The sequence below is a fragment of the Pseudomonas sp. NPDC087336 genome (genome assembly GCF_044744285.1).
GTDB lineage: Bacteria > Pseudomonadota > Gammaproteobacteria > Pseudomonadales > Pseudomonadaceae > Aquipseudomonas.
Genome location: NZ_JBIUYA010000031.1, coordinates 1 through 23,629 on the forward strand (window position 1 = coordinate 1; position 23,629 = coordinate 23,629).

Below are 23,629 nucleotides of genomic sequence, written 5' to 3' on the forward strand. Positions count from 1 at the left end.
AAGCTTGCTTGTGCTTGATTCAGTTAGCAGTTTTGAGTAACCGCTTAGCAGCACCACTTTTGGTCTTCTTTTTTGGCATGTTCGGATACTCCGCATTCAGTTGATAAACATAATCAGAAGGCCTGCCGTGCCCTGTTGATTACTTCTTCTTTTTCGGGGCGATGACCATGATCAGCTGGCGTCCTTCCATCTTAGGATGCTGTTCGACCGAACCGTACTCGAGCAAGTCACCTTCAACTCGCTTGAGGAGTTCCATCCCCAGCTCCTGGTGGGCCATCTCACGGCCGCGGAATCGCAAGGATACCTTGGCCCTGTCCCCGTCACTCAGGAAACGTACCAGGTTGCGCAGTTTTACCTGGTAATCCCCTTCCTCCGTCCCTGGACGAAACTTGATTTCTTTAACCTGGATCTGCTTCTGGTTTTTCTTGGCCGCAGCAATCTGCTTCTTCTTTTCGAAGATCGATTTGCCGTAGTCCATCAGTTTGCAAACAGGTGGTACTGCATCGGCGGAAATCTCCACCAGATCCAGCTTGGCCTCTTCAGCCTTAAGAAGCGCGTCTTCAATTGACACAATCCCGAGCTGTTCACCTTCAGCCCCAATTAACCGAACCTCGCGTGCCGAGATATTCTCGTTGATCGGGGCTTTCGGTGCAGTTCGTTTATCTTGTCTCATTTCACGCTTAATAATAATTACTCCGAATCTTGGCGACCACGCCGGGAAACCGCTTGCGCGAGGAACTCAGCGAACTGGGCGACGGGCATCGAGCCCAGGTCAGCACCTTCACGAGTACGCACAGCGACAGTCTGCATCTCGACTTCCCGATCTCCGATAACCAAGAGATAGGGAACCTTGAGCAAGGTATGCTCGCGGATTTTAAAGCCGATCTTTTCATTTCTCAAGTCAGACTTGGCACGAAACCCGCTTTCGTTGAGAGTTTTTTCCACTTCGGCGGCAAAATCTGCCTGTTTATCAGTGATATTCATGATCACTGCCTGGGTCGGAGCCAGCCACGCAGGGAATGCACCCTCGTAGTGCTCGATCAGGATTCCGACGAAACGTTCGAAGGAGCCCAGGATCGCCCGGTGCAACATCACCGGATGCTTGCGGCTGTTGTCTTCGGAGACGAATTCGGCACCCAGACGCACAGGCAGGTTAAAATCGAGCTGCAGGGTACCACACTGCCAGACACGGCCAAGGCAATCTTTCAGCGAGAATTCGATCTTCGGACCGTAGAACGCCCCTTCACCCGGCTGCAGATCGTACGGCAGGCCAGCACTATCAAGGGCTGCAGCCAATGCCGCTTCGGCGCGATCCCACAACTCGTCGGAACCCACGCGCTTTTCCGGACGAGTGGACAGCTTCATCTCGACGTCTTTAAAGCCGAAATCGGCGTAGACATCCATGGTCAGCTTGATGAACGCGGCGGATTCGGCCTGCATCTGCTCTTCGGTGCAGAAAATGTGGGCGTCGTCCTGAGTGAACGCGCGCACACGCATAATGCCGTGCAGCGCACCCGACGGCTCGTTACGGTGGCAGGCACCGAACTCGGCCAGGCGCATTGGCAACTCGCGGTAGCTCTTCAGGCCCTGGTTGAACACCTGCACGTGGCAAGGGCAGTTCATCGGCTTGATGGCGTAGTCGCGGTTTTCCGACTGGGTGGTGAACATGTTGTCGGCGTAGTTGGCCCAGTGCCCGGATTTCTCCCACAGGCTGCGGTCAACGACCTGAGGGGTCTTGATCTCCAGGTAACCGTTGTCGCGCTGCACCTTGCGCATGTACTGTTCGAGCACCTGGTACAGGGTCCAGCCGTTCGGGTGCCAGAACACCATGCCCGGCGACTCTTCCTGGGTGTGGAACAGGCCCAGGCGCTTGCCGATCTTGCGATGATCGCGTTTTTCGGCTTCTTCGATACGCTGGATGTAGGCCGCCAGCTGCTTCTTGTCGGCCCACGCGGTGCCGTAGACGCGCTGCAATTGCTCGTTCTTGGCATCGCCACGCCAGTAGGCGCCGGACAACTTGGTCAGCTTGAAGGATTTCAGGAAACGCGTGTTCGGCACGTGCGGACCGCGGCACATGTCGACGTATTCTTCGTGATAGTACAGACCCATGGCCTGCTCGTTCGGCATGTCCTCGACCAGGCGCAATTTGTAGTCTTCGCCACGGGCCTTGAACACTTCGATCACTTCGGCGCGCGGAGTGACTTTCTTGATCACGTCGTAATCTTTTTCGATCAGCTGCTGCATGCGCTGTTCGATGGCGGCCAGGTCGTCCGGAGTGAAAGGACGCTCGAAGGCGATATCGTAATAGAAGCCTTCGTCGATAACCGGGCCGATGACCATCTTGGCCGTCGGGTACAGCTGCTTGACCGCATGACCGACCAGGTGGGCGCAAGAGTGGCGAATGATCTCCAGCCCCTCTTCATCCTTTGGCGTGATGATTTGCAGCGTGGCGTCGCGGCTGATGGTGTCGCTGGCGTCGACCAGCTTGCCATCGACCTTGCCCGCTACGGTGGCCTTGGCCAGGCCGGCACCAATGGATGCGGCGACCTCGGCTACGGAAACCGGGTGATCGAATGAACGTTGACTGCCGTCGGGAAGAGTAATAGTTGGCATGGCGCCTCCTCTCCTAGTGGTGACCCCTACCAAAGGTCACGTGGGTTGGGATGAGCCAGTACAAGATCCGATCCAGGCCATTCAATGACGAACGCCTGCCTTACAGCGGCAGGAGCCTTGCGGCCAACCGGAAAATCGAACCAGAGTGACTGGGATTCAAATCAGGGTTATTCGGGCATCTGCCGCGGCCGGGACTGAAGGTCGACCGGCGCCTGCGAACGCCCGAGCCAGGCATGCTAGCACAGATGAACGGTCGTGGCGGCGTCCAGGCCCTGCGCCGAGGCGAATCTGGCGTTTTTGTGCCAGAGTGCTGAACTTGAACCGCGTTTTACCCCTCAGATAACAAGACATTCCCCATAAGGAGCATCCCGGCATGCGTCTGAATCGTTTATTCGCTGTAGTCGCACCCATCGTCCTGCTGCTTCCGCTGGCCGCCCACGCCGATTGGCCGAAGGGTGAACGCGAGAAGTACATGGCGCAGTGCACCCAGGCCGCCACCCCACAGATCGGCGCCGCAGCGGCAAAATCCCACTGCGCCTGTGGAGCTGACGCAATCAAATCGTACCCGGCCAAGGATTTGCAGGCGCTGATGGACAACCAGGCCAGCGATGCCCTGAAACAACAGGCCCTGGGCCAGATCGCCAAGTGCAAGGCCCCTCCAGCGAAAAAATAATCCGATAAACGCACACTGAAAAAGCGTTTTCAGCCGGTAAAACCCCCGTGAAAAACGCTTTTTCCTACAAATTGTTCAGGTTTTACAGGTTTTTTTCTCACCTTTACGTTGAGCTGAAAGCCTTTAAATACGGGGCCTTCAGCCCAATCAGCGAACAAAGAGTGTGCGACTGTAGGGCAAACAACCGCTGTGGGGGGCTCCCAAAGCGAACATTTCGACTATGATACTCGGGTGTGCCCAGTTGGCCTGAGCAGCACAGTACTACTGAAAATATATGTTTCTTGGAGATACACCATGTCTAATCGCCAAACCGGCACCGTTAAATGGTTCAACGATGAAAAAGGCTTCGGCTTCATCACTCCTCAAGGTGGCGGTGACGACCTGTTCGTACACTTCAAAGCTATCGAAAGCGACGGTTTCAAAAGCCTGAAAGAAGGCCAGACTGTTTCCTTCGTGGCTGAGAAAGGCCAAAAGGGTATGCAAGCTGCTCAAGTTCGCCCAGAGTAATTTCCAGGCGCACTAAAAAAACCCCGTCCATGTGACGGGGTTTTTTATGGGCGATACAAAAGCCTTATCGAATCAGCCGCAGTTGACGCGAGTGACGACCCGATTGGCATCGGTGTTGAGGTTCAGGCGGTCCGAGCGGTACTCCAGCGTCACCATGTCGTTAGGTTGCAGGAACCGTGCGTTTTGCGCGCCTGCACGGGTGCGTGCCTGCTCCAGCAACTGGGGCGAAGCCTGTTTGCCGATGGTGAACTCGGCCGCTTTGGCCTCGCAACGGCTATGACCTGTCTCAGTGGTAGTGGCTGGGTCAGTCGGCTCGGTGGTGGCCGTGCTGCAACCGGCCAGCATGGCAGCAGCCAGCACAGTACCCAATGACGCGAGCTTCCAAGGCATGACGCCTCCTTATTCGATGATTTAGCTGAATTCTTGCGACCGCCATTCCGGCGTTTGGTTTCACGGGGAACCCAGGCACCCCGCCTTTCTCAACGGACAAACGGCAAGTTTGCCTGAGCAGCACCCTGCCCTTCACCTTTCAATCGTGACTGAATATGAATGGTACTCAGTAGACGTCGATGTAGTCGAAGGCCGGTTTTGGCCAGTTCTGCTTCAACGCATTGTAGATCTGCATGACCCAGACTTCGTCACTGGCCGCCACCCGCCCGACATAACCTGCGCCCTTCGCCCAGGTTTCCAGGCGAAACAGCAAGCCGTCGATATCGCTGCCACCCACGACCCCCGATGAAATATAGGCGATACCGCCCTTGGTCACGCGCAATTGCGTGTGCTCATTGTCGCTGGCTGCAGCCAACAGCTGGCGTACCGCTTCAAGGGTCAAGCCATCGGGAGTGTTCAAATCGATCTGCACAGCACAATCCTAAAATGGCCATCAAAGCCCAAGTGTCGCACAGCCCTGCATTCATGCCTAAGTCGCAGTGCCAAAAGCGTCGCAAAGTGATTAACTCGACGTTCACCATTCTCCCTGACTCCCGAGCCCTGTCATGACCAGCGTGAGCATCGAAGCCGACATCAAGATCAGGTGGCCAGATGGCCATATTTCCTACAGCCCCGGCAGCCCGGAAGAGCTGGCCATTATCGGCATTGACCTGCTGGTCAAAGACTTGGGTACCGAAGCGGCACGCTCTTTCATCGACAAGCTCTTCGAAAAACACTCGCGAGGCGGGCATTCGCAGTGAGCGTGAGCCCGTAGGGTCCGAGCGCTACCGCAGTCGCGCCAGGCGCTCGGTCAACAGATCGAAGAAGCCCTGGTCGTCACCGCTTTCAACCCATAAAGCGTTCTTCGGCGCCTTGAGGCTGTCATACCAGTCGACGATGGTCTGGCCAAACGTCGGACCTTCGCGGCTGTCGACCACCACATTGACCGAACGGCCGCTGAACAGCCCGGGCTTGAGCAAGTAGGCGATGACCGTGGCGTCATGCACCGGGCCACCGGGAATGCCATAGCGCGCCATGTCACCGCCGATGCACTCTTGCAGGATATCGCCCACCATCGTGCCAGCCTTGTTGTTCAACGCCGCAATCTGCTCAAGGCGCGCATCACTGGTGAGGATCTTATGGGTCACATCCAGCGGCAGGTAGACCAGGTTCGCGCCACTCTTTAGCACCACCTCGGCCGCGTGCGGATCGGCGAACAGGTTGAATTCCGCCACCGGCGTGATGTTACCGCCGTTGAAGTGCGCGCCCCCCATGACCACCACCTCCTTGATGCCCCGTACGATTTGCGGCTCGCGTATCAGCGCCAAGGCCAGGTTGGTCTGTGGCCCCAACATGGCGATGGTCACGCTATGGGGCGTGGCGGCCATCAGCGTATCGATCAGGAAGTCGATCGCATTGCCCTCGGCCAGGCCTTGTCTGGGCTCATACACCGCGACACCCGGCAAACCCTCCTCACCATGGACGTGCTCGGCATAGATGGGCGTGCGCACCAGCGGCTTCGATGCCCCGGCGTACACCGGCACCTCTTCGCGGCCGGCCCACTCAAGGGCAAGCCGTGCATTGCGCGAGGTTTTGTCCAGGGGCACGTTGCCGGCGACAGTGGTCAATGCGCGCACGTTCAATTCTTGCGGCGACGCCAGGGCAAACAGCAAGGCAATCACGTCGTCGGCACCAGGATCGGTATCGATGATCAAGTCGACCGGTTGTGCGCACTGGGCGCCCATCAGAACGTTACCCCGGCCACCAGCACGATATTGCAGTAAGGCTGGCATTCGCCGGTGCGCACGATTGCCCGCGCCTGTCGACTGAGAACCTTGAACTGCTCATGACTGAGCAGTTCGCGCCGCCCCAGTGCACCCTCGGCCTCCAGCACGGCCAGGGTCGCCAGCGCCGGAGGCCGTTTCTCCAGGATCTCCTGCGCCAGCACATGGCTTTCGACCTGCATTTCGCTGAGCACCACTTTCAGGGTGCTGACGAAATCCGGAATGCCCGGGGTCAAGGCCAGGTCGATCAGTTCGACACCCGGCGGCACCGGCAGGCCCGCATCACCGATCACCACCTTGTCGCCATGGCCCAGGGAGGCAATCAGCCGCGACAGTGCGACATTAAGCAAAGGGGTCTTTTTCATGGTGTTTTAAACGCCTGCACTTCGGCCAGGGTGGGAATCGAGGGTTGCGCGCCAGCGCGGGTGACAGACAATGCGGCGGCGAACTGGCCGAAACGTATCGCTTGCGCTTCGCTCATTCCGTCTACCAAGGCCGCGGCAAAACCGCCAACGAAGGTATCGCCGGCAGCGGTGGTGTCGAGCGCCTTCACGCTTGGCGCCGGGAAGTGCTCGAAGCCCTTGCCATCGGCAAACAACGATCCCTGGGCGCCGAGGGTGATGATGACCTTGCCGGCCCCCATCTCGATCAGTCGAGTGGCCGCGATCTGCGCCGTGTGCAGAGAGTCCACCGGCAAACCGCTGAGCGTTGCCGCTTCACTCTCGTTGGGAATCAGGTAGTCGATGGACGCGTACCAGTCCTGCGGCAACGGTCGACTGGCCGGCGCGGGGTTGAGGATCACGGTCTTGCCCAGTTCACGACCGCGCTTGAGCGCATGGCCGACCGTGGCGTCCGGCACTTCCAGCTGACAGATGATCACATCCGCCTCCTGCAGCACCACATCGAAACAGCCGAGCACCACCGGCGTCAGTGCGCCATTGGCCCCGGCGACGATCACGATGGCGTTCTGGCTGTTATCGTCGACCACGATCAACGCCACCCCACTGGTCCCCGCCACGGCGCTGACCGCCCGACAATCGATGCCCTCATCCAGCAACGCCTGGCGCAACACCTGGCCGTAGGCATCGCTGCCCACGCAGCCCACCATCGACACCTGTGCGCCGAGGCGCGCGGCCGCCACGGCCTGGTTCGCACCCTTGCCGCCACAGACCGTCGCGAACGACTGGCCGATCAGTGTTTCTCCACCACGGGGCAAGCGCGGCGCCCGGGTCACCAGGTCCATGTTCAAGCTGCCGACTACCACTACTTTTGCTGACATACATGACTACTCATCAAGACGGTTTCTGCGCTGCTTTTGATTCAGCGGTATTGATCAAACACCCCGGCCAACGGCGCGGTCGATTCGCGCATGACGATGCTGGGGGTGACGATCCGCTGTTCGATCGCCAGGTCCGGCCTGGCGATCCGGTGCAGCAGCACTGCGGCCGCCATTTCGCCCAGTTGCAGGATCGACTGGCCGACCGTGGTCAATGCCGGATAGACATAGCGGCTCATCTGGATGTCGTCGAAGCCAATGACCGACAGGTCCGTCGGCACGCGAATATTGCGCTCGGCGGCGGCACGCAGCACGCCGAAGCCGATCATGTCGTTGGCGGCGAAAATCGCGCTGGGGGGATTTTTTTCCAGCAGCATAGCGGCGGCGCTGTAGCCGCCGGTGCTGGTGAAATCGCTTTCCAGCATGCGCCCGTGCGCCACACGGATGCCCGCCTCTTCAAGGGCCCGGCGAAATCCGGCCAGGCGCATCTGCGCCACGCTGGTGGTTGCAGGGCCGCTGATGGTGGCGATGTCCCGATGCCCCAACTCCAGCAGGTGCCGGGTCGCCAGGTAAGCGCCGTATTCATGATCGATGCGCACCAGGTCGGCATCGACGCCTTCGAGCCCGCGGTCGACGATCACCATCGGCGTGCGCACGCCCGCCAGGCCCTGGGCCAGCCCACTGTCACCCCCAGCGGAGGCGACGATCAGCCCGTCGATGCGTTTCTCCAGCAGTACCCGCAGGTAACTGCGCTGCTTGTCCGGGTTGTCGTCCGAATTACACAGGATCACGCAGTAGCCATTGCGCTCACAATAGTCCTCGATGCCCCGCGCCAGTTCGGCAAAGTACGGGTTGAGGCTGTTGGGCACCAGCAGGCCGATGGTCGCCGTGGTCTTGGCCTTGAGGGAACGGGCCACGGCACTGGGCACGTAGTCGAGGGTCTTGATCGCCGCCTCGACCTTGACCCGCACTTCTTCACTGACCGGCCGGGTCTTGTTCACCACGTGGGACACCGTGGTGTAGGAAATCCCCGCCAGTGCTGCTACATCCTTGATCGTTGCCATGACTCAGGTCCGCCGGCTTGCGCGCTGACTGCGATAAGTATCAAGCACCACCGCCACCACGATCACCGCACCAGTAATGATGCGTTTGGTCGGCTCGGTGGCTCCGATCTGCGCGAGACCAGCCGCCAATACCGAAATGATCAGCACGCCGAAGAAGGTGCTGATGACCGAGCCGCGCCCGCCCATCAGGCTGGTGCCGCCAATCACCACCGCAGCGATCACTTGCAGCTCCAGGCCGGAGCCGGCATTGGGGTCCGCCGCTTCCAGGCGTGAAATCTGGAATAGTGCAGCAATACCGGCCAGCAACCCCATCAGGCTGAACACCAGGATCTTGTAGGGCTTGGGGTTGATCCCCGCCAGGCGCACCGCTTCTTCGTTGGTGCCGATGCCGATCAGGTAGCGACCGAACACGGTGCGGGTCAACACGGCCTGGGCGATGAATATGATCAGCAAGGCAATGATGAATGATGGCGAAATCCCGAAGGCGATCGGGTTGGACAGCCAGGCAAAGGCGTCGCCGATGTAGGCCGTGCGCGAACCGGTCATCTGGTACGCCACGCCGCGGGCCATTTCCAGCACGCCCAGAGACACGATGAACGAAGGAATGCGCCAGGCCACGGTGATCGAACCGGTGACGGTCCCCGCCAGCGCGGCGGCCGCCATGCCAAGCAATGCCGCCGGCAGCACGCTCCAGCCCCAACCGAGAATCGCCACGCTGACGGTCGACGCGGCCAGTGCCAGCACCGAGCCCACCGACAGATCGATGCCGCCGATGATCAGCACGAAGGTCATCCCGACCGCCAGGACCATCAGGTCTGGAATCTGGTTGGCCAGGGTGCTGAAGGTGTTATAGGAGAGGAAGTGACTGCTCAGCACCGAGAACAGCACGATCATGGCCAGCAAGGCACCGGCCAGCCCCAGATACGTACCCAGCCCATAGAAATTGCCGATGCGTTGGCCGGCCGAAGATGCGGTTTTCATTGAAGATCCCTAGGCGCCGCTGCTTTGAGCTGCGCATCACGTTTTTGGTAGCCGGCGAACGCGGCGGCAAGCAAATCATCCTGGGTCCAGCTGTCGCGCTCGAAGGTGTCGATCAGGCGCCCCGCCGAGAGCACGCCGATGCGGTCGCAGATCAACATCAATTCGCGCAGGTCGCTGGACACCACCACCAACGCCTTGCCCTGGCGCGTCAGCTCGCCGAGCAGCGCGTAAATGTCAAATTTGGCGCCGACATCGATGCCGCGGGTCGGCTCGTCGAACAGCAGCACCGAGCAATCACGCTCCAGCCAGCGACCGATGACCACCTTCTGCTGGTTGCCACCGGACAACTCGGACACCAATTGCGCCGGCCCGGAACTGCGGATGCGCATGGCATCGATTTGCCGCTGGGCCAGTTTCGCTTCATCGCCAGGGTTGACCAGGCCGCCGCTGGAAATATCGGGCATGTTGCCCAGCGCTATGTTCGCGCTGATCGATTGCGTCAGCAGCAGGCCCTCGCCCTTGCGGTCTTCAGTGATCAGGGCGATCCCATGCCCGACCGCGTCCACCGGCGAACGGATACTCACCACCTGCGCCGGTGAACCCAGCGCCACCGTGCCGCTGTCCGCGGTGTCGGCCCCGAAGATCAATCGCAGCAACTCCGTGCGCCCTGCCCCGATCAAACCGGAAATACCGAAGATCTCGCCAGCGCGCACTTCGAAGGACACGTCATGCACTTTGTCGGCGCGGCTCAGTCCCTTGACCGTCAATGCCGCCACGCCAATGTCGCGCGGCCCCATGTCGATGTGTTCACCCAGTTCGCGCCCGACCATCAGCGTGACCAGTTGCTCACTGTTGTAGTTGGCCATTGGCTCGACACACACCAGGTTGCCGTCACGCAGGACCGCAATGCGCTGGGCCACCCGCGCCAGTTCTTCGAGGCGGTGGGAGATATAGATGATCGACACGCCACGGGCCTGCAGGCGCGTGATCTGCTCGAAGAGCATTTCGACTTCCCGGGCGGTCAGCATCGCGGTCGGCTCATCGAGGATCAGCACGTGGCAATCACCGATCAGGTTGCGCGCGATCTCGACCATCTGCTGATGACCAATGCCCAGCTCGCCCACCAGCGTATCCGGGTCGATCGCGTCCAGCCCGACCTGAGCCATGGCCTCGATCGCCGCCAGGCGCAGTTGCTTGCGCTTGATCCAGCCGCCGCTGCTGGGCAGCTTGTGCAGGAACAGGTTTTCCGCCACCGACAGGGTCGGCAACAGGTTGAGCTCCTGCATCACCATGCGGATACCCAGGTCTTCGGCCTGGGTGCGGCTGCCGGGGCGGTAATCCTGCCCCTGAAACTGCATCTGGCCGGCGGTCGGCGTGACCAGCCCGCCGATGATCTTGGACAGCGTGCTTTTACCGGCGCCGTTCTCGCCGGTCAGTGCCAGCACCTCGCCGCGCATGAGCGTGAGGTTGATGCCGGCCAGGACCGGCTGCGCGTAAGTCTTGCCAATGCCGCTGACCGAGAGGACAGCATGCGGGGCGCTAACAGACATAAATCTCTCCATGCGCTCGCCGGGACGGGCGAGCGTCATTGTGTCGCCGCAAAATTACTGTGTAACCAGCTCTACCGGAGTTTCGATCACGCCGTTGGTGCCGCTGTCGACTTTCTCGCCCTTGATGATCTTCAACGCGGTCTCGATGCCGAACACCGCCTGCTTGGCAGCAAACTGATCGGCGGTGGCCAGGACGCGGCCATCCTTGAGCATCGGCTTGATGGCATTGATGTTGTCGTAACCGACCACTTGGACCTGGCCGGCCTTGCCCGCGGCACGTACGGCAGACACCACGCCCACCGCCATGCTGTCGTTGCCGGCCAGCAGGGCCTTGATGTTCGGGTATTCGCTGAGCATCGAGGAGGCCACCTGGTTGCCCTTGTTGATTTCCCAGTCGCCCGATTGCACGGACACGACCTTGATCTGCGCCGCCTCCATCGCATCCTTGAAGCCTGCGGTGCGGGCCTGGGCATTGGTGGTGGTGGACACGCCTTCGATGATGCCGACTTCATCACCGGCCTTGAGCTGTTTGGCCAGGTACTCACCCACCAGGCGCGCGCCCTGGCGGTTATCCGGACCTACGAACGGCACGCTGATGTTCTTGCTCTTGACCACGGCCGGGTCGAGCTGATTGTCGATGTTGATGACGGTGATGCCGGCGTCGACGGCTTTTTTGATCACCGGCACCATGGCCTTGGAATCAGCGGGTGCGATCACCAGCGCGTTGACCCTGGAAACAATCATTTGCTCGACGATGCGGATCTGGTTGGCAGTATCGGTTTCGTCCTTGATGCCGTTGGAGATGAGCTCGAACTCGCCGGAGTGGTCCTTCTGGTAGGCCTTGGCGCCGTCTTCCATGGTCAGGAAGAATTCGTTGGCCAAGGACTTCATCACCAACGCGACCTTGGGCTTTTCAGGCGTCTGGGCGAACGCCGAAGAAACAGGCAGCGCGGCGGTTGCACCAGCCAGTATTGCGACAGCAAGAAGACGTCCAGCGAATGGCAGCTTCATGGGTTCACTCCGATCTTATGATTATTGTGGGCAACGTCGCGGCCACCACAAGAGGCCTCGCAAACGTTTGCGAACCCTGACTATGCGAATTTTACCGGTATTTGTCAACGACCGGCATACGCCGTTCGCAGGTTGCAGGCGCTTCAATGTGTAGGGCCCTGTCACGCCGTGGTGCTGACAATACTGCCAGAACCGGTCAAGGCTTTCGCCAGACTGGCGGCCACCTGCATCAACTGAATGTAGCAAACCGACCGTCTACGACATGTGAACTCCCTGAAGATGATTTTTCACCAAAGCATCGACATGCCGGCGTTTATTTAACGTCAACATTACATTGGGTCCGTAATCATTTTCGGAAAGCCGAATGAAAAATCCATGGACAGTCGGAAAGCCGGACAAGATCTGGCGACCGCCATTCAACGAGTCGTTTAAATAGCTAAACAAATCAGTGGCTTACGCTTTTTTTATGATTCCAGGTGTAACTGGTACGAGTCGTGCTCTTTCTCCAGCACCCCAAAGGTTCAGATCATTTGGGGGGCATTTAGATGAACCTGCATCGGCACCGTCACTAAAAGAGAGAAAAATAATGACATCTGCTTTGAAAAATCTTATTCCGGGCACCTTGGCCCTCCTGCTGCTCCTGCCCGCCGCCCTTCAGGCAAAAGAAGTCGAAACCCAACAGAAACTGGCGAACGTCGTGGTCCTGGCTACCGGCGGCACCATCGCCGGTGCTGGCGCCAGCGCCGCCAACAGCGCCACCTATCAAGCGGCGAAGGTCGGCATCGAACAATTGATCGCCGCGGTTCCGCAGCTCAGCGAATTGGCCAATGTTCGCGGTGAACAGGTCATGCAGATCGCCTCCGAAAGCATCACCAACGACAACCTGCTGCAGCTGGGCCGTCGCGTCGCCGAGCTGGCGGACAGCAAGGACGTCGATGGCATCGTGATCACCCACGGCACTGACACCCTGGAAGAAACCGCCTATTTCCTCAACCTGGTGGAAAAAACCGACAAGCCCATCATTGTCGTGGGCTCCATGCGCCCGGGCACGGCCATGTCGGCCGACGGCATGCTGAACCTGTACAACGCCGTCGCCGTCGCCAGCAGCAAGCAAGCGCGTGGCAAAGGCGTGCTGGTGACCATGAACGATGAAATCCAGTCGGGTCGCGATGTCAGCAAAATGATCAACATCAAGACCGAGGCGTTTAAAAGCGCCTGGGGACCGCTCGGAATGGTAGTCGAAGGAAAATCCTACTGGTTCCGCCTCCCGGCCAAGCGCCACACCATGGACTCGGAATTCGACATCAAGACCATCCAGAGCCTGCCTGACGTCGAAATCGCCTACTCCTACGGCAACGTCAGCGACACCGCCTACAAGGCACTGGCCCAGTCGGGCGCCAAGGCCATCATCCATGCCGGCACCGGCAATGGCTCGGTCTCATCCCGGGTCGTTCCTGCCCTGCAAGCCCTGCGCAAGGACGGGGTGCAGATCATCCGCTCTTCCCACGTCAATGCCGGTGGTTTTGTCCTGCGTAACGCCGAACAGCCAGACGACAAATACGACTGGGTCGTGGCACACGACCTGAACCCGCAGAAAGCCCGGATCCTGGCGATGGTCGCGCTGACCAAGACCAATGACAGCAAAGAGCTGCAACGGATGTTCTGGGAATATTGATTCACCCCTCGCCCGACCGACTCCGGTCGGGCACCCCTTGCCTCTGGCCTGACAAAAAAACTCTCATCGCCCTACACCAATCGGCAAAAAACACTGTCAGAGGATTCTCTTGAATTTTAAGCAGTTGCGAAAATGCCTACAGTTAAATACTGTATGCACGTACAGCTTAATAAGGATAATCCTGTGGACACCACTTCAGCCGCACCAGACACCTATGTACGCATGGGCCTGCGCGTTCAGAAAATCATCAACAGCCCTACCGCGCAAAAAGCCAGGGCCGCCCTGATCTTCCGCCTTCCGGACGAGCCCGTGGACGAGTGGGAACGCCTGCTCGAAGAAATCGACGAGAACGACAACGTCACCCTCGCCTATCGCGACGATGGCGGTGTGCAGATTTTCTGGGTCGTGCCGAAGGAAGACTGAGTCGATGAGTGTCCGTTGTTTTGCCTTGCTGTTCCTGTTGTTTGCCACGGGCGCCCAGGCTGATGCGCCACGCACGTTCAGCGAAGCCAAGAAAGTCGCCTGGAAGCTGTATGCACCGCAATCCACCGAGTTTTACTGCGGCTGCAAATACACCGGTAACAAGGTGAACCTCGCGGCGTGCGGTTATGTGCCGCGCAAAAACGCCAAGCGCGCCGAACGCATCGAGTGGGAACACATTGTTCCGGCCTGGCAAATCGGGCATCAGCGTCAGTGCTGGCAGGAAGGCGGGCGTAAAAACTGTACGCGATACGACCCGATCTACCAGAAGGCCGAAGCCGACCTGCACAACCTGGTGCCCAGCATCGGCGAGGTCAATGGCGACCGCAGCAATTTCAGCTTCGGCTGGCTGCCGGAACAATCGGGCCAATACGGTTCGTGCCTGACCCAGGTCGACTTCAAGGCGAAAAAAGTCATGCCCCGCCCTTCCATTCGCGGCATGATCGCCCGGACCTATTTCTACATGAGCAAGCAGTATGGTTTGCGCCTGTCGAAACAGGACCAGCAGCTGTACCAGGCCTGGAACAAGACCTACCCGGTGCAAGCCTGGGAACGCCAACGCAACCAGAGCGTGGCGTGTGTCATGGGGCGCGGCAACGAGTTCGTCGGCCCGGTCGACATGAAAGCCTGCGGTTAAACGCTCGCTGAAATAATGAAGGCCCGGGGTTAGACACCCCAGGCCTTCTTTTTTACAGCCACACGCTTGTGCCTTTACTGGACCGTCGGGCGCTCCAGCACCAGCACTTCAATGTTCTGCTTCTTCGCCTTGATCAGTGCGGCATTCACCTGCGCCTGCTTGGCGTCGGCTTCTTCTTTGGAGCCGTAAGGCCCCATCAGGATGCGGGTCTTGCCATTTTCCCTGACCACGTTGGACATGAAGCTGTGCTCGATCAGCCAGCCGCTGAGATCGCTGACGGCCTGGGGGGTTTCACCCCGTACTTCGAGATCCCACTGTGGCCCCGCGACCTGTGCCGGCGTTGCCGCCGCTGCAGGCTGCGGCTTTGGTGCCTCCTCGCGCTTGCCCTCACCGCATCCCGCCAGCGCCAATACCGCAATTGCCAAGACCATTTTGCGCACAGCGTTTCCCTCTGAATGCTTAAAGCGGGGGATTTTAGCACTCATGAATACTTCGCGAGTGCCGTAAAATGGGCTCAAAACAACGAGAATGATAGTGGCGGCCTCTGTATAGTTACGCCTTGGGAATTAATGCCGTATCTGCGCGTCAGAAAGAGGCACCCAAACCGTGAGACTTCGCACTAATCTATACATAACACCGACCTCTGCACTGTCCGAATCAGGTGCCCCACAAAGCAATCAAGGAGAAGACCATGCTGATACTCACCCGCAAAGTCGGTGAAAGCATTAATATTGGTGATGACATTACGATCACCATCCTGGGCGTAAGCGGCCAGCAAGTCCGGATTGGCATCAATGCCCCCAAAGACGTCGCAGTGCATCGCGAAGAAATTTATCAGCGCATTCAGGCCGGCCTCACCGCCCCGGAAAAGCCTCAAACCTGAATCCTGTCGCGTCAGTAGCCAGCCCGTTCGCCCCGCAACGACGGCTGGCTAAAGATTCAAGCGCAACATTGCCTGCGCACCCCTCCTCAGTCAGCCGAATGTAATACCGCGCGCCATTGCGCTGGCCGCCACCATCATCAGCAACACCAGCACCGCCTCGATATGACTGATTCGTGCAAACAGCGTCGCGCGCCAGGTATCGATAGCCGCGCCACGCGAGCGCGCAATTCGCCATTTGATCAACGTCACCATTGGCGCAATTTCCAGTAGCAGGATGAGGACGAACAACGTCATCTTGATATGGAACAATGGCTGGTGCAGGTAGTAATCCGTGCCTTTTTCGAAACCACCAAAGGCCCGCATGCCGCCGCTAACCAGCAGCACAACTGCAGAAATGCCCCATATGTTGTCTGCCATCAATACATCGCGAGCCTCTCCTGCGCCGACGGCCAGGCGTCGAAAAGCCGAGCCACGAACCAGGACAGCCCAGAATCCAAGCGCAAACGCCAAAAGATGTACCGCGGCTAGCAACCAATGAGTCAGCATCGGGAAACTCCTGTAAGGATGAAGTCGAATCAGCCTGTCAGTAGTAGTCCATGAACCGGCGGTTTGCACCTGCCAGAAGATTTGCTGTCCCCCGCAGCCTACCCGGCTGCCCACCTCTGGAGGCCGCGTAAAACATAACGTAACAGACCTACTAGACTCCAACACTCCAGTGCCGAAGTTCTTCAGGCACTATCCCGATAGCAGTCATTCCCACCAAATTGACCTGAGTACACAACATCATGTGTGAATCATGTGATTCAAACTCCGCAGCCAATACCAATGAGCGTCGTCGTTTTCTTCGCCTTGCCGGATGGGGAGCAGGTGCCCTGCTATTGGCCAGCGCCCTGCCGAGCCGACTGACTCAAGCTGCCGAGATAACCTCCGCGCCGCCAAAACCCAAAAACGTCATTAGCCCGGACGAAGCCCTGAAAAGGCTGATGGCGGGCAACGAACGGTACGTCAGCGGCAACTCCGAAACGCACGACTTCAAGGACGAACGAGAAGCCTTGGTTTCCGGCCAGAACCCCTTCGTGGCGGTGCTGAGTTGCTCTGACTCGCGCATTGCCCCCGAATACGCTTTCGATACCGCACGGGGCGATCTTTTCGCCGTACGCCTGGCCGGCAACTTTGTCACGGACGAAGGTCTTGCAAGCCTTGAATACGGCGTGGCCGTGCTCGGTGCACCGCTGATCCTGGTATTGGGCCATGAGCGCTGCGGTGCCATCGAGGCTGGCGTGAAAGCCGTCAAGGACCACACTGTATTCCCCGGCAAGATCCCTGCACTGACGGACGCACTCAAACCCACTATCGAGCAGGTAAGCAGTCAACCAGGCGACCTGGTGGAAAACGCGACCGTGCAAAACATCAAGAACTCGATCGAGCGCCTCAAGCAAGCCACTCCCTTGCTGAGCGACGCGCTCAGCAAGGGCCAGTTGAAAATCGTCGGGGGCATTTACCGCCTGGCGACAGGTAAAGTCGAGCTAGTTGCCTGAATCGTTCAGCTACGGCGGCCAAGCCGCAGAAATGAAGAGCCCAGCGCGAAGGCTGGGCTCAGGTTATTTCCTGCATTCAATCATCTTGTCCGCGAGCGCCTTGGCCCTTTCAATCAACAGATTCTGCCGGTCTTCATGCGTGACCGCGCCAACGACGGGCGCCGTCAGATGGCTTTCGGCAATCAACGCGGCGCAGAAATATTGATCCCACACAGCCTTGTGATCGGATGCCTGTCTGTTCATTTGGTCGGAGATCATGTGCGACTCCTTCAGATGAGATAACACTGCCTATCTTACGCCTGAATCGCCGCATCAAGGCACGGCGCCCACTTGCAGATGCGCCGCTACAAAATCCACCGCAGCAGCACATGGCTGGCAATCCAGGGAGACGCCTCGACTACCGTCCACTCAAGCAAAAGGCAAATGGACAGGTAAGCCGCAAAGAACTTGATCATCGCCCGCCTCCCCATCATCACCTTCCCGCCTCGATGACCCACGTAACGCCCGGTTGCCTGTCCTGCTTTGATGCAATTGGCTGCTTGCAGTTCAACCCAAGACGAACTGATTTTGATTCGGGTGAAATCAATCAGTAGCCGTGCGACTCACGGTATTTCTGGTACTTGTGATATTCAATCCACTCGACCACATCGTAAGGAAGGTAAAGCTGCTGCCTGGCGCGGGAAATCGCGATGTACACGGCACAGATCCGCTGATCGAACTCATAGGCATCTTTGAACTGCACGTTGGTGAGCAGCCCGCGCGTCAGCAGGACCCGATCGAACTCCATCCCCCCAGCTGCTTCTGCCATCATCAGCGTGCAGCTCTTGGCGGAGCTACTGATCATCCTGTTCAACCGAGTTACCCCGGCGACATTGAAGCCTTCTTCCAACTCGCTCTCGACCCAAAGAAACGACTCGTCGAACAGGTTCGCCTCACGCACCTGCTGCCAGTCTGTCATCTCGCTAAAATATGAGTGCGCCCCATCCGCGCCGCTCTCGGCACCGTAGTAGTCTGGTTTGAACAGCGCGATGGCAGTGATCATGAAATCCTTGAGATCCGACTCCGCCTTTTTGTCCGGGAAACTGAATAGACAGCTGGCATGGTGCAGCTCGATCATCCACTTCACCGTGTCCCAGCGAGACGCAGTCAGCACCACGCAACCCTCGGGCGGCACGAAGCCTTGCGGATAATGCTCGATACCGACATCTGCATCACGAGCTCCTTCGAAGGGAACCTTGCTCTTCTCTGAGTGCAGGCAGATCAACGGGTTAACCAGACGCTCGACATTGCGACCCGAGCGAACGCAGTAGCTAACATCGCTTTGGCGCACCACCCGCTTTCTTTTGACTATCTCGCCCCTGGCCTGCTGGTACTCATCACCCAGCGTAATCAACACCTGGCGCCCCCTCTCGAGGATCTGGAGCAGTGAGGCGGGAACATCCTGACTTTCATCAATGAGGACGTGCGTATAGCGAGCAGGTACCACGCAACCCGCCAGGCTTGCCCGCTTTATCATCAACAATGCTTCGAACCCGGTCCGACTGCCCCATGCCGGGCTTGCCTCAAGGTACGACCACAGGCGGCTCGAATACTCAAGAAGCACCCTGGCATCCAGGCTGGACAAGGATTGCTTGAAATGAGGCAGATGCCTGGCCGACAAGCTGTGGTCCCTGGAGCGGCAATAGCGCTCGAGCACCCTGAGGCAGGCATCAAGTGTCGCCCGCCCATCGTAGCCACGAAAACCGAGAATGTTCAGCTCCTGCGACAGCGCCTGCTTGCTCGGCCCCCTGGCCGGCTTACTGGCGGGGTTAGGCCTGGGACCGTGCAACAGGGCCCTCGCAAAGGCCTCGAAGGTTGTGCCCGTGTTCCGATCGCGTGCAGCGCCCATGCGCTCGTTAAGCGTTGCCAGTTTTTCCGGCGTGTGCGCCAGTATCAATGTCCCACCCGGTCGCAGGCACTCCACTAAGGCCCCTATAAGGTGACTTTTGCCTATCCCGGCGTAACCCTGAACATGCAGGTCTTCGTCCAGATTGGCACGAAAGGTTCTGACCAGCTTGTCTTGTGCAGCACTCAACCAACGCTCGCGATGCCTTGGCGTCACCATCTGCTGACTAAAGGGATTGTTGTTACTTTGGTGGCGAATCTTGAAACCGACATCCCACCTGCCATCGGGCAGCAGGTAATCGCGCGCCGAAACTTCATCGGCGAGAAGAAAACGCAGGTCGAGACCTTTGATCGCATTTAGACCGAAGTACAACTTGCGTGGATCGAACAGCCGTTGCGCCTCTGACAACAAACCTGCGGCTGTTGACTGCCGCGAGTCGACCGCCCATGCAATGAGCCTGGCCAGGACCTTCTCTGCCGCATTGGCATTAAGGTCTTTATCCGCCGCCTGGGCCAGATTCTGGATGACCAACATCGCCGCCAGCTCCGGATCCGTCAGGACACCAAGCGCTTTTGCGCCATCGACGAGCAACAAGCCTGCACAGGTTTCATCTGTAATGGGCAAGAACACAGGGGTGGATAAATCAAGATGCTCCGGGTGCATATAACCTCATAGCCAAGACAGGGCACATCAAAAGATCAATCCTGGTCGTACACGTCATTCGATCCAGGGTCATCCTCCGGCGGGGGCTCTCCTGTCCTCGCCTGTCATTCCAGCACCTTTGGCACTGATTTGCTTCTGCAACTCATGAACTGATGTTTCGAGAAGCCGACGCGGGTCCTCGCAGCCGACCGGCAGAACGACAACGGCAATGCACCTGCCTCGCCTTGAAGATCCCTATCAGTACGTGGGCGACAATCACTCAGCGTGAGCGAAACCTGAAGCTTGTGAACGCCCTGAAGAAATCCAGGACAACAAAAAAGGGCTCACCTTTCGGTGAGCCCTTCTAGACCGCCCAGCAGAGCGGATTCTGTTTGGTAGGCGCGATTGGACTCGAACCAACGACCCCCACCATGTCAAGGTGGTGCTCTAACCAACTGAGCTACGTGCCTGCTGTGAGGCGGCATTCTACGGAATTCCGGGAGGGTGTCAACACCTTTTTTCGAGCTAACCCTATGAAAATGCAAAATATTTAATTTTGCTGTGGGGAAGAAGATTTTCCGCTGGCTGGCGGCGGTTTTTCAACTCGGGTAGGATCGACACACTCGTTAAATTTATTAAACAGAGGCTGCAGGATGGCGAACACCCCTTACCCAGAGTCCTATTACGCCGCATCGGCCAATGCGGTACCGCCGCGCCCGTCTTTGCAGGGTGAGGTGGAGACTGATGTCTGCGTGATCGGCGCCGGTTATACCGGGCTGTCCTCGGCCCTGTTCCTGCTGGAGCACGGTTTTCGGGTGACAGTGCTGGAGGCGGCCAGGGTGGGTTTCGGTGCGTCGGGACGCAATGGCGGCCAGATCGTCAACAGCTACAGCCGCGATATCGATGTAATCGAGCGCAGTGTCGGCCCCCGACAGGCTCAGTTGCTGGGGCAGATGGCGTTCGAAGGTGGGCGGATCATTCGTGATCGGGTGGCCAGGTACAACATCCAATGCGACTTGAAGGACGGCGGCGTGTTTGCCGCCATCACGGCCAAACAGATGGGTCATCTGGAATCCCAGAAGCGCCTATGGGAGCGTTTCGGGCATACGCAGCTGGAGTTGCTTGATCAGCGCCGCATCCGCGAGGTCGTGGCGTGCGATCAATACATCGGTGGCACGCTCGATATGAGCGGCGGGCATGTCCATCCGCTCAACCTGGCGCTGGGCGAAGCGGCGGCCGTGGAGTCGTTGGGCGGCACCATTCATGAGCAGTCGCCGGCAGTGCGCATCGAGCGCGGCGCCAGCCCGGTCGTCCACACGCCACAGGGCAAGGTCAGGGCCAAGTTCGTTATCGTGGCGGGCAACGCCTACCTGGGCAACCTGGTGCCGGAGCTGGCCGCCAAATCGATGCCTTGCGGCACTCAGGTGATCACCACCGAACCCTTGGGTGATGAGTTGGCGAAAAGCCTGCTGCCCCAGGACTATTGCGTCGAAGACTGCAACTACCTGCTCGACTACTACCGCCTGAGCGACGACAAACGCCTGATATTCGGCGGCGGCGTGGTGTATGGCGCACGGGACCCGGCGAACATCGAAGCGATCATTCGTCCGAAGATGCTCAAGGCGTTCCCACAGCTCAAGGATGTGAAAATCGACTACGCCTGGACCGGAAATTTCCTGCTGACCCTGTCGCGCCTTCCTCAGGTCGGGCGACTGGGCGACAACATTTATTATTCCCAGGGCTGCAGCGGCCACGGCGTCACCTACACGCACCTGGCGGGCAAGGTCCTGGCCGAGGCATTGCGCGGTCAGGCTGAACGTTTCGACGCCTTTGCCGACCTGCCCCACTACCCGTTCCCCGGTGGGCAACTGCTGCGCACGCCCTTTGCTGCGCTGGGTGCGTGGTACTACGGATTGCGCGACAAACTCGGGTTCTGATACGCAAAAAAAATGCCCGTATCTGCTGATACGGGCATTTTCTTGTCTGCTCGCGAACCATTACCCGGCGATGGCGCGGTCCGCCGACAGCTTGCCGGCCCCTTCGATCAGCACCGCGATGCTGCCGCCCAGCAAGGCCAGGGCGAACTCATAACCGTTGTTGGCCATGAACAGGCCGTTGCTGATATGAACGCTAAAGATCGCCACCAGCGAAAGGAAGGTCAGGCCCAGCGCCGCCGGACGTACCAGCAAGCCGATGATCAATGCCAAACCGCCAAAGAACTCGGTACCGCCCGCCAGCGTCGCCATCAGGTAGCCCGGCGTCAGGCCGATGCTTTCCATGTACTGCGCGGTGCCCGCCAGGCCATAGCCACCGAATGCCCCGAAAAGTTTCTGCGAACCGTGGGCAGCGAAGATGATGCCGACGAAAATTCGCAAAACGGTCAGGCCGTAGCCAGCGCGGGTAAACAATACCTTGTTGATCAGTGTGCTCATGTTGTGTCGTCCCTTGAGAGTGTGTGTTGGTTGGCCGCTATATTAATCAGTAAATCTCATGTTAAAAGCGCAAAAAATCCGCGATAACAATCAGTTTATTCGATCATTTACGAAGGGCAACTTTTTGCCCCCGGGGCTCCAACGACTCCCGCTCCCGATCGAACGCCAGGTAATACTTGTTCACGCTATTAACATAGCTGACAGGTCCCATTCCCACCTGCTCCATGGCGATGCGTTCAACCTGGAAAAACCACTGGTTGGGATTCAACCCGCGGCGCCGGGCTTCCGCGCGCATCCCCTGCACCCGCTCCGGGCCGATGTTGTAGGCCGCCAGCACAAAGGCCATGCGCTCGCGCTCATTGAGCTTGGGGCTGGCGAAGAACTTGCGGCGAATCATCGCCAGGTACTTGGCGCCGGCCTGCACGTTGGCATCCAGCTCCTGAATGTTGCTCACGCCCACACGTTGCGCCGCTGACGGGGTGATCTGCATCAGGCCGGTCGGCGCACCGCCACTGCGCGCCGCGGGCTGCAGGCCGGACTCCTTGAACACCAGCGCCGCCAGGTTCAGCCAGTCCATGTCCTGGGCGCTCGCATGTTTTTGCAGCACCGGCCGCAGCTTCTCCAGGCGCTGGCGGTCAGCCTTGGCCAGGGGATAGTGGACCTGGTACTGGCGTCGATAGATGCGCAGAAACGCGGCATCCTGGTCCGACGGTTTTTTATAGCCCGCCAGGAAACGATCGATGCTGGCCCGCAGCATCGACGCGTCGCGGCGCACGAACCAGTACTCTTCGCCTGGCTCGCTGATGAGCACCTGGCGATCGACACGCAATTTCGGCAGGATCTTGCCCCAGCGCTCGGCGATCGGTTGTTCAACGATGGTCAGGTGGAAGATCCCACCCTGGACCATCTCCAGCACGTCCTCGACTGCCAGGCTCGGGTCGACCCACTCGATCTTCACGGGCGGCAGTTTGTGCAGCGCCAGCTTTTGATTGATCTGGCTGATCGCGTCGCCGGCGGCGCTGCCGTTGGGTAACGCCAGGGTTTTACCCGACAGTTGTTCGAGGCGGGTGTAGCGACGCTCGCCCTTGATCCCCACCAACACCAACGGGATGTTACTGGCAACCGGCTCACTGCTACTGACGGCGAAGCCCGGCTGCAGGTCCAGCAGCTCTCCGGGGGCCACCAGGTCGCCCTCCCCGCGCTGCAACGCACCGAGCAGTTGATCCTTGGCCCGGGGAATAATCTTGAGGGTGATTTCCTGGCCATCGCGGGCGTGGCCGTTGAGGTACTGCTCGAAAGCGCGCAAGCGATGGTATTCGACGCCGATGGCCTGGCCCTGGACTTCGCCGGAGCTGTTGCGGCTCTGGTTGACCAGCACGCGCAGCACGCGACTGCTGCGGATATCCGTCAGGTCACGAACCTTGGCCGCCGGTACGGCTTGCAGCGGCCCGGGCAGTCGTGCAACCGCCGATACCGGCAGCAGCAGCGAGCAACACAGCAGTAGCAAAACCGAGGGACGAATCATCCACTCTCCGCAAAGAATTCAGGTCGACCGCATGAATGGCTTCA

26 protein-coding genes and 1 tRNA gene are annotated in these 23,629 nt (G+C 59.1%); 9 read left to right on the forward strand and 18 right to left on the reverse strand.

The window, feature by feature from the left end; genetic code table 11:
* Window positions 1-139 precede the first annotated feature (139 nt).
* Together infC and thrS are read right to left on the reverse strand one after the other, a co-directional pair.
* Window positions 140-691 (reverse strand): translation initiation factor IF-3, encoded by a 552-nt coding sequence (gene infC, locus ACIO0C_RS25085; RefSeq protein ID WP_172435703.1) that lies wholly within the window; start codon window positions 689-691, stop codon window positions 140-142.
* Entirely contained in the window at window positions 691-2,613 is a 1,923-nt protein-coding gene (gene thrS / locus ACIO0C_RS25090; protein WP_401316048.1) for a threonine--tRNA ligase, read from the reverse strand. The genes infC and thrS overlap by 1 nt, the downstream gene beginning before the upstream one ends.
* A 373-nt stretch (window positions 2,614-2,986) precedes the next feature.
* On the opposite strand from thrS, the gene ACIO0C_RS25095 reads away from it, so the two are divergent.
* Both ACIO0C_RS25095 and ACIO0C_RS25100 read left to right on the forward strand, forming a co-directional pair.
* Window positions 2,987-3,286, forward strand: coding sequence for a hypothetical protein (locus ACIO0C_RS25095; RefSeq protein ID WP_401316051.1), 300 nt, complete (start codon window positions 2,987-2,989; stop codon window positions 3,284-3,286).
* 294 nt (window positions 3,287-3,580) lie between these two features.
* Entirely contained in the window at window positions 3,581-3,793 is a 213-nt protein-coding gene (locus tag ACIO0C_RS25100) for a cold-shock protein (protein ID WP_003179963.1), read from the forward strand.
* A gap of 72 nt (window positions 3,794-3,865) precedes the next feature.
* Here ACIO0C_RS25100 and ACIO0C_RS25105 read toward each other — a convergent pair whose 3' ends face one another.
* A complete protein-coding gene (locus tag ACIO0C_RS25105; RefSeq protein ID WP_401316053.1) occupies window positions 3,866-4,183 on the reverse strand; it encodes an I78 family peptidase inhibitor in 318 nt (105 codons plus the stop codon).
* Between the two features lie 166 nt (window positions 4,184-4,349).
* Window positions 4,350-4,655, reverse strand: coding sequence for a hypothetical protein (locus ACIO0C_RS25110; protein WP_401316055.1), 306 nt, complete (start codon window positions 4,653-4,655; stop codon window positions 4,350-4,352).
* 133 nt (window positions 4,656-4,788) lie between these two features.
* On the opposite strand from ACIO0C_RS25110, the gene ACIO0C_RS25115 reads away from it, so the two are divergent.
* Window positions 4,789-4,983 carry a hypothetical protein gene (locus ACIO0C_RS25115; protein WP_401316057.1) on the forward strand — a complete coding sequence of 65 codons (195 nt, stop codon included), beginning with the start codon at window positions 4,789-4,791 and terminating at the stop codon, window positions 4,981-4,983.
* Window positions 4,984-5,007: 24 nt separating this feature from the next.
* On the opposite strand, the gene ACIO0C_RS25120 is transcribed toward ACIO0C_RS25115, so the two are convergent.
* From ACIO0C_RS25120 to ACIO0C_RS25150, 7 genes are read right to left on the reverse strand one after another with little or no spacing between them, the layout of a single operon-like run.
* On the reverse strand, window positions 5,008-5,967 hold the full coding sequence (locus tag ACIO0C_RS25120) for a nucleoside hydrolase (protein ID WP_401316060.1): 960 nt from the start codon (window positions 5,965-5,967) through the stop codon (window positions 5,008-5,010).
* Window positions 5,967-6,371, reverse strand: a complete 405-nt coding sequence (gene rbsD, locus ACIO0C_RS25125; RefSeq protein ID WP_401316062.1) for a D-ribose pyranase — start codon at window positions 6,369-6,371, stop codon at window positions 5,967-5,969. Before rbsD ends, ACIO0C_RS25120 begins: the two co-directional genes overlap by 1 nt.
* A complete protein-coding gene (rbsK, locus tag ACIO0C_RS25130) occupies window positions 6,368-7,285 on the reverse strand; it encodes a ribokinase (RefSeq protein WP_401316065.1) in 918 nt (305 codons plus the stop codon). The genes rbsD and rbsK overlap by 4 nt, the downstream gene beginning before the upstream one ends.
* A gap of 41 nt (window positions 7,286-7,326) precedes the next feature.
* Entirely contained in the window at window positions 7,327-8,346 is a 1,020-nt protein-coding gene (locus ACIO0C_RS25135) for a LacI family DNA-binding transcriptional regulator (protein ID WP_401316068.1), read from the reverse strand.
* Between the two features lie 3 nt (window positions 8,347-8,349).
* Window positions 8,350-9,327: an ABC transporter permease gene (locus ACIO0C_RS25140; RefSeq protein ID WP_401316070.1), complete on the reverse strand. Its 978-nt coding sequence runs from the start codon at window positions 9,325-9,327 to the stop codon at window positions 8,350-8,352.
* Window positions 9,324-10,877 carry a sugar ABC transporter ATP-binding protein gene (locus ACIO0C_RS25145; protein ID WP_401316073.1) on the reverse strand — a complete coding sequence of 518 codons (1,554 nt, stop codon included), beginning with the start codon at window positions 10,875-10,877 and terminating at the stop codon, window positions 9,324-9,326. The genes ACIO0C_RS25140 and ACIO0C_RS25145 overlap by 4 nt, the downstream gene beginning before the upstream one ends.
* A gap of 54 nt (window positions 10,878-10,931) precedes the next feature.
* Entirely contained in the window at window positions 10,932-11,888 is a 957-nt protein-coding gene (locus ACIO0C_RS25150; protein WP_401316075.1) for a sugar ABC transporter substrate-binding protein, read from the reverse strand.
* Between the two features lie 586 nt (window positions 11,889-12,474).
* On the opposite strand from ACIO0C_RS25150, the gene ACIO0C_RS25155 reads away from it, so the two are divergent.
* From ACIO0C_RS25155 to ACIO0C_RS25165, 3 genes are all read left to right on the forward strand, one after another.
* A complete protein-coding gene (locus ACIO0C_RS25155; RefSeq protein WP_401316077.1) occupies window positions 12,475-13,563 on the forward strand; it encodes an asparaginase in 1,089 nt (362 codons plus the stop codon).
* A gap of 132 nt (window positions 13,564-13,695) precedes the next feature.
* Entirely contained in the window at window positions 13,696-13,986 is a 291-nt protein-coding gene (locus ACIO0C_RS25160) for a DUF1654 domain-containing protein (RefSeq protein WP_272605585.1), read from the forward strand.
* A 4-nt stretch (window positions 13,987-13,990) separates the two neighbouring features.
* The gene (locus tag ACIO0C_RS25165; RefSeq protein WP_401316080.1) at window positions 13,991-14,680 is read left to right on the forward strand and encodes an endonuclease; all 690 of its coding nucleotides are present in this window, start codon (window positions 13,991-13,993) and stop codon (window positions 14,678-14,680) included.
* 74 nt (window positions 14,681-14,754) lie between these two features.
* Here ACIO0C_RS25165 and ACIO0C_RS25170 read toward each other — a convergent pair whose 3' ends face one another.
* Window positions 14,755-15,120 carry an SPOR domain-containing protein gene (locus tag ACIO0C_RS25170; RefSeq protein ID WP_401316083.1) on the reverse strand — a complete coding sequence of 122 codons (366 nt, stop codon included), beginning with the start codon at window positions 15,118-15,120 and terminating at the stop codon, window positions 14,755-14,757.
* A gap of 251 nt (window positions 15,121-15,371) precedes the next feature.
* Here ACIO0C_RS25170 and csrA point away from each other — a divergent pair, with 251 nt between their 5' ends.
* Window positions 15,372-15,563 (forward strand): carbon storage regulator CsrA, encoded by a 192-nt coding sequence (gene csrA / locus ACIO0C_RS25175; RefSeq protein WP_008057174.1) that lies wholly within the window; start codon window positions 15,372-15,374, stop codon window positions 15,561-15,563.
* Between the two features lie 90 nt (window positions 15,564-15,653).
* On the opposite strand, the gene ACIO0C_RS25180 is transcribed toward csrA, so the two are convergent.
* Complete coding sequence (locus ACIO0C_RS25180) at window positions 15,654-16,109, reverse strand: DUF2214 family protein (protein WP_401316086.1); 456 nt, start codon at window positions 16,107-16,109, stop codon at window positions 15,654-15,656.
* Window positions 16,110-16,348: 239 nt separating this feature from the next.
* On the opposite strand from ACIO0C_RS25180, the gene ACIO0C_RS25185 reads away from it, so the two are divergent.
* Window positions 16,349-17,101: a carbonic anhydrase gene (locus ACIO0C_RS25185; protein WP_401316088.1), complete on the forward strand. Its 753-nt coding sequence runs from the start codon at window positions 16,349-16,351 to the stop codon at window positions 17,099-17,101.
* 63 nt (window positions 17,102-17,164) lie between these two features.
* Here the strand turns inward: ACIO0C_RS25185 and ACIO0C_RS25190 are convergent, their stop codons facing one another.
* From ACIO0C_RS25190 to ACIO0C_RS25200, 3 genes are all read right to left on the reverse strand, one after another.
* Complete coding sequence (locus tag ACIO0C_RS25190; protein ID WP_020799087.1) at window positions 17,165-17,359, reverse strand: hypothetical protein; 195 nt, start codon at window positions 17,357-17,359, stop codon at window positions 17,165-17,167.
* 328 nt (window positions 17,360-17,687) lie between these two features.
* On the reverse strand, window positions 17,688-19,649 hold the full coding sequence (locus ACIO0C_RS25195; protein WP_401316092.1) for a hypothetical protein: 1,962 nt from the start codon (window positions 19,647-19,649) through the stop codon (window positions 17,688-17,690).
* A gap of 372 nt (window positions 19,650-20,021) precedes the next feature.
* Window positions 20,022-20,098, reverse strand: a tRNA-Val gene (locus tag ACIO0C_RS25200).
* 183 nt (window positions 20,099-20,281) lie between these two features.
* On the opposite strand from ACIO0C_RS25200, the gene ACIO0C_RS25205 reads away from it, so the two are divergent.
* Entirely contained in the window at window positions 20,282-21,565 is a 1,284-nt protein-coding gene (locus ACIO0C_RS25205) for an NAD(P)/FAD-dependent oxidoreductase (RefSeq protein WP_401316096.1), read from the forward strand.
* Window positions 21,566-21,625: 60 nt separating this feature from the next.
* Here the strand turns inward: ACIO0C_RS25205 and ACIO0C_RS25210 are convergent, their stop codons facing one another.
* On the reverse strand, window positions 21,626-22,060 hold the full coding sequence (locus ACIO0C_RS25210; protein ID WP_401316099.1) for a DoxX family protein: 435 nt from the start codon (window positions 22,058-22,060) through the stop codon (window positions 21,626-21,628).
* A gap of 103 nt (window positions 22,061-22,163) precedes the next feature.
* The gene (locus tag ACIO0C_RS25215; protein WP_401316101.1) at window positions 22,164-23,585 is read right to left on the reverse strand and encodes a transglycosylase SLT domain-containing protein; all 1,422 of its coding nucleotides are present in this window, start codon (window positions 23,583-23,585) and stop codon (window positions 22,164-22,166) included.
* Window positions 23,586-23,629: the final 44 nt, after the last annotated feature.

Coding starts and splice junctions, on each gene's coding strand:
- ACIO0C_RS25155 (WP_401316077.1), top strand. CDS start 12,475: ATGACATCTGCTTTGAAAAATCTTATTCCGGGCACCTTGGCCCTCCTG.
- ACIO0C_RS25140 (WP_401316070.1), bottom strand. CDS start 9,327: ATGAAAACCGCATCTTCGGCCGGCCAACGCATCGGCAATTTCTATGGG.
- rbsD (WP_401316062.1), bottom strand. CDS start 6,371: ATGAAAAAGACCCCTTTGCTTAATGTCGCACTGTCGCGGCTGATTGCC.
- rbsK (WP_401316065.1), bottom strand. CDS start 7,285: ATGTCAGCAAAAGTAGTGGTAGTCGGCAGCTTGAACATGGACCTGGTG.
- ACIO0C_RS25185 (WP_401316088.1), top strand. CDS start 16,349: ATGTGTGAATCATGTGATTCAAACTCCGCAGCCAATACCAATGAGCGT.
- ACIO0C_RS25190 (WP_020799087.1), bottom strand. CDS start 17,359: ATGATCTCCGACCAAATGAACAGACAGGCATCCGATCACAAGGCTGTG.
- ACIO0C_RS25115 (WP_401316057.1), top strand. CDS start 4,789: ATGACCAGCGTGAGCATCGAAGCCGACATCAAGATCAGGTGGCCAGAT.
- thrS (WP_401316048.1), bottom strand. CDS start 2,613: ATGCCAACTATTACTCTTCCCGACGGCAGTCAACGTTCATTCGATCAC.
- ACIO0C_RS25180 (WP_401316086.1), bottom strand. CDS start 16,109: ATGCTGACTCATTGGTTGCTAGCCGCGGTACATCTTTTGGCGTTTGCG.
- csrA (WP_008057174.1), top strand. CDS start 15,372: ATGCTGATACTCACCCGCAAAGTCGGTGAAAGCATTAATATTGGTGAT.
- ACIO0C_RS25135 (WP_401316068.1), bottom strand. CDS start 8,346: ATGGCAACGATCAAGGATGTAGCAGCACTGGCGGGGATTTCCTACACC.
- ACIO0C_RS25215 (WP_401316101.1), bottom strand. CDS start 23,585: ATGATTCGTCCCTCGGTTTTGCTACTGCTGTGTTGCTCGCTGCTGCTG.
- ACIO0C_RS25105 (WP_401316053.1), bottom strand. CDS start 4,183: ATGCCTTGGAAGCTCGCGTCATTGGGTACTGTGCTGGCTGCTGCCATG.
- ACIO0C_RS25095 (WP_401316051.1), top strand. CDS start 2,987: ATGCGTCTGAATCGTTTATTCGCTGTAGTCGCACCCATCGTCCTGCTG.
- ACIO0C_RS25145 (WP_401316073.1), bottom strand. CDS start 10,877: ATGTCTGTTAGCGCCCCGCATGCTGTCCTCTCGGTCAGCGGCATTGGC.
- ACIO0C_RS25160 (WP_272605585.1), top strand. CDS start 13,696: ATGCCTACAGTTAAATACTGTATGCACGTACAGCTTAATAAGGATAAT.
- ACIO0C_RS25195 (WP_401316092.1), bottom strand. CDS start 19,649: ATGCACCCGGAGCATCTTGATTTATCCACCCCTGTGTTCTTGCCCATT.
- ACIO0C_RS25210 (WP_401316099.1), bottom strand. CDS start 22,060: ATGAGCACACTGATCAACAAGGTATTGTTTACCCGCGCTGGCTACGGC.
- ACIO0C_RS25120 (WP_401316060.1), bottom strand. CDS start 5,967: ATGGGCGCCCAGTGCGCACAACCGGTCGACTTGATCATCGATACCGAT.
- ACIO0C_RS25165 (WP_401316080.1), top strand. CDS start 13,991: ATGAGTGTCCGTTGTTTTGCCTTGCTGTTCCTGTTGTTTGCCACGGGC.
- ACIO0C_RS25100 (WP_003179963.1), top strand. CDS start 3,581: ATGTCTAATCGCCAAACCGGCACCGTTAAATGGTTCAACGATGAAAAA.
- ACIO0C_RS25150 (WP_401316075.1), bottom strand. CDS start 11,888: ATGAAGCTGCCATTCGCTGGACGTCTTCTTGCTGTCGCAATACTGGCT.
- ACIO0C_RS25205 (WP_401316096.1), top strand. CDS start 20,282: ATGGCGAACACCCCTTACCCAGAGTCCTATTACGCCGCATCGGCCAAT.